This is a genomic window from Robinsoniella peoriensis (genome assembly GCF_000797495.1).
GTDB lineage: Bacteria > Bacillota > Clostridia > Lachnospirales > Lachnospiraceae > Robinsoniella > Robinsoniella peoriensis.
Genome location: NZ_JTGN01000031.1, coordinates 1 through 4605 on the forward strand (window position 1 = coordinate 1; position 4605 = coordinate 4605).

The 4605-nt window shown below is 45.1% G+C and carries 1 protein-coding gene; it reads right to left on the bottom strand.

All coding sequences use genetic code 11. The features are described 5' to 3' along the window. A partial coding sequence (locus tag QR40_RS29325; protein WP_044297918.1) for a glycoside hydrolase family 97 N-terminal domain-containing protein occupies positions 1 to 4605 on the bottom strand: 4605 nt, incomplete at both ends.

Genomic DNA, 4605 nt, shown 5'->3' on the forward strand with positions numbered 1-4605 from the left:
TGTCTCATAATCTGCCGGGGTACTCAGGTTCTCAATCATTGTATTTTCTACAATGTCTGCCGGAGTACCTGTGATTGCCGCTCTCCATGGAGATTTAAATGGCGTGGTTGTCACTACATCCTTCGTCTGCTGTTTCGCAAATGATACATCCAGCATCCCGTTTTCTTTTACGGTAAACATCGAACCACAGTAACTTCCGTTCAGGTCCGCTTCTGAGAACAGCGTCCATACCCCGTCTTTTCCATATAAGAATGGCATAGAGGGAGTTGCATCCACTGCCAGTCCTTCCGTTGTAGTTACCTGATACTGACTTTCATAGTTCCAGGTAGCTGAGGTATAGTTCATCCAATATACATCTGCTTCTTTTGGAAGCTGCAAGCCCGATACTTCGTCGCTGATCCTGATCTCTTTTTCCCCATCTGTGCGGACCGCATATCTGTAGGCAGTTCCATCGTCATATGCACGGATTACCAGGTCAAATTCCACAGAATCATTGTTTTTCACTGTAAATGTGAGCGTCTGCTCATTACAGTGGTCTGTATACTCATCACTTTTACCGGAAAGCACCTTATAGCTTTCGTTGATTTCTTTTACTTCTGAAGCTTTCTTAAATACAAGTCCTTTCGAAAAGTCGCCTAAACTGGTTACTAATCCAAGGGGTGATGTTCCGATATTTTCTACCTTGTTCTGTTCTGCACGATATCGAAGAACTCCACCTGTCATCATTTCAACTGTCATCTTTGTATTGCCATCCGGAGATGAGAGTTTCCATGTCTTTTCTGCTACAATCTCTCCCACCTGAATTGCAAGATCAGCTGTTTTTGTGACTCCGCCCACAGTTGCTGCAGCGGTAATTACGACATTACCGTTATGTACACCGGTAACAACACCATCTTTACTAACAGTTGCCACTTCTTCATCACTGCTTGTGTAAACTACTGAATCAAACTTTGTAATTGTATTTCCATCATAATCTGTACCTGTCAGGCTAAGTGTCTGCGTAGCAGCTACATCCATTTTAGCTTCACCGTGAAGTACGGTGGATTTTAATGCACCTGAATTTGTACTGAATGGTACAGGTTCGCCGCCTACTCTCAAATCAGAGAACGTAATTTCTGTAGGTGTATTGCCGCCACCGTTTGCCGCAGCGATAGCTACATAAATATTCTCAGGATCAATCAGACCGTTTCCCTTATCTACATACGCTGTATCACCGTCAATAATCTGATTCCAGTCTTCTTTGTTGTCACTGTACTCTGCTGCATAAAAACCAGTGATTCTTCCGTTCTGCTTCTGCAGCTTCAGATAGAACTCATTGCCGATATCAGCAGCACCTTCATAATATTCGTTTGGTGAACCACCATTCTGCATAACACCCATAAGCATGCTTGTTCCATATTTTCCGCTAAGATATCCGTGATATCTGCGAACTACTGCAACAGCATTTGCGCGGTTCTTTCCGCTTGCGATCATCAAATGGGCACCCTGATAATTGGCTGTGAAATTCCCTTTTACTTTAACCGTAAAATCATAGTCCGTCTGGTTTGGAAGCTTATAGTAAAGAATATTTTTCATTCCTCCGGCAGTATCCACTGTTCCGCCTTCTGTTGTGATCGTAACACTTCCATCCTCGTTAACGACCAGATTTCCATCTGTCGGATTTTCTACTTCCCATGCAGCATCCAGCACCATGCCCGGTTCTTCCGGTCCCGCTGCCACAAGCCCATCTACTGCTGCTTCAATTGCAGCTTTTGCATTCTCCACTTCTTTCTGGGTAGCATTGTCATTTGCTGCTACTTCTTTTGCTGCTTTCACTGCTGCAGCTAATGCTTTCCAGCTGTCTGTTGTATAATCTGCTTCTTTTAATTCTTCTGCATCTGAAATTGCTTTATTTAGCTCTGTCTTGTCAACTTCCGGCTTCACTCTTTCGTTATACAGGCTTTGTACCTGCTCTGCCGTGAATGCTTTGTTATAGACCGTAATGCTGTCCATGGCTCCTGCAAAATGAGTATCTGTGCCTGACACATAAGGCAGGAATCCAAAATAGTAATGATCCGGTGTGTTTCCATCTGTGGCAAAACCAAGCAAAGTCTTATCGCTGGCTTTGCAAGTTCCACGTTCCACTCCATCTATATAAAGCGTTCCGGAACCATTTTCATTTTCAACGAATGTAACTAGCTGCCAGGTATCCTTCACATACGGGTTACCGACACCCGCTACCTTGTGCCCGCCAGTGCTTCCTGATGCATTACGGTAGAATACCGTATCTCCGCTGGTGTTATTTCTTCCTATGATCTGAATACTTGCACCAAGATCACCTGCATCTGCATTTTGGCGTGAACCATAAGCGAACAAAGTGCTGCTGAACGTATCCTGAGCGGTTTTTACCCACATGGCAATCGTTGCTCCGTTTCCCTGTGCAAGGCTCTTCATCGGGTCGTTATCTCCCGGTGTATAAGTAATACCTGTCGCAGCATTATCTCCGCCTTCCGGGAATACTGCAATATCGTTTGAATCTTCATCGGTTTCAAAGATTACATTCTGAGCAGTCGCAGTAACTTCCTCACCATTTGCGATGCCAACTACACTCGTAACATTGTCAACTGTTTCAGTCTTGGAAAAATCAAATTTAAGGATTGCATTTGTGTCAATTGCTTTCACAAGCGCTTCCACTGCTGCTTCAATTGCTGCTGTTGCATCATTCACTTCCTGCTGTGTAGCCTTCTCATCTGCTGCTGCATCTTTTGCTGCTTTCACGGCTGATGCTAATACCTTCCAGCTTTCTGACGTGTAATCTGCTTCTTTTAACGCTTCTGCTGTTGCGATTGCTTTGTTCAGCGCCGTCTTGTCAACTTCTTCCTGTGCCTGGGTATCAATTGCTACCGGTACCTTTACACCATTGTAAGTAAAATCACTGAATGTGATGTCAATGGCAGTGTCTCCACCACCCGACCCTGCATAGAATCCTACACAAAGATTTGCGCTTGCTGCCAGATTTGCATTCGTCGTCGTCTGGGATGTTCCTTTGTTGGTAATTACTGTCCAGGTTTCTCCATCGTAACTATAGCTACTGGTAAATGTATTTCCAGTTTTTTCAAGCTTCACGTAAACATCATTGCCATAGTCTTTATCCTCACAGTAAAATTCAGTGGTACGTCCTGAGGCTGTTGACATTACGCCAAATCCCTGGGGATGGCTGCCTCCAAGCATGCCAGTGTGATGGCGTCGTCCTGCTGCCACCGACAGGCCATTTGGATTTGCTTTGTCAAAGACTGTGATAAATCCACCCTGGTAATTTGCCTTAAGGCCGCCAGTCATCTTCGCTGTGATCGTAAAGTCCCTGTCGCCTTCCGGTACGTCCATGGAGAACATATTCTTCCATTTTCCATCGCCTAGTACTCCACTTTCTGTTGTAATTGTTGCCGAACCGGTATCTTTGATCATGACATTCTCATTCTCATTTAGGATTGACCATGTCTTTTCATCAAGAACATATCTAGCCGGGGTAACCGTTACTTTAATTTCTGCTTTTACCGTTTCGTCGAATACAGAAGCTACCGTCACGGTCGTCTCTCCTTTTGCAACACCTCTAATTACTCCGCTGTCACTTACCGTTGCAATTGCTTCGTCTGCAGTACTCCATGCAACATCTTTGAATTCTGCATCGGACGGACTGAATGTAATTGCAACCGGATCAGATAAATTTCCTTTTTCTACTGTTACTTCTGTCGGGTTTGCAACGATTGAAGTGATGCTATTTACCTCATCCTCGGGAATTGCACGTAATGCATAGCCACCGCCCTTAAGTACCTCGATCTGTAATACTGTTTCATTTGTAACATTCGGGATAATATCCATATCCACATCCCGTCTGCCATTTTCTCTGTAGAGCAATACCGTATACTCTTTGTTTTCATCAAGGCATGCTAATGGAACCTGCATGGTTCTTGGCTCCACACTGATGCCGGAGACATACCAATTACTTCCGGTGCGCCTTGCTATGCTCACCTGCTCGCCAACGGCTCCGTCAACCAGTTTGGTTTCATCCCACTTTTTCGGATAGTTTTTATAGTAGGACATTCCCTCCGGAATGCTTCTGTATACATCCGGTGCAGAACCCATGCTGTGAATCCCGTCTTCCACCAGGGCTGTCAACGCGAACTGGAATCCCATCGTCGTCTTATTGTAATCCTTGGATCTGATTTCTTCCGTAACCTCTGCCGGTCCGATTGCTGCCCGGATAAACGGAATCATGGTATACTGTTCCGCCGTAATTCCTCCTGCTTCCTGTCCACGGATCGCTTCACGTCCATATACGTTTGGCCAGGTACGGATTTCACCGGTCGGTTTATTTGCTCCGTGTACAAGAAGCATAAGTCCGTATTTCGCCGCATCTTTATACAAATCATCATATAACTGCATCCGGCCCTGGCCCTCGCCATCAAAGAAGTCCGGCTTAATTCCTACAATACCTTCTTTTGCCCATTCAGAAAAGTGCCTGTCRCGTTCTTCCTGGGTATCAATATCGCTTACATGTACCCATGCCCACAGGCGAACTCCGTTTTCTTCCGCACACGCTTTTACTTCCGGCCACCAGTCATACAT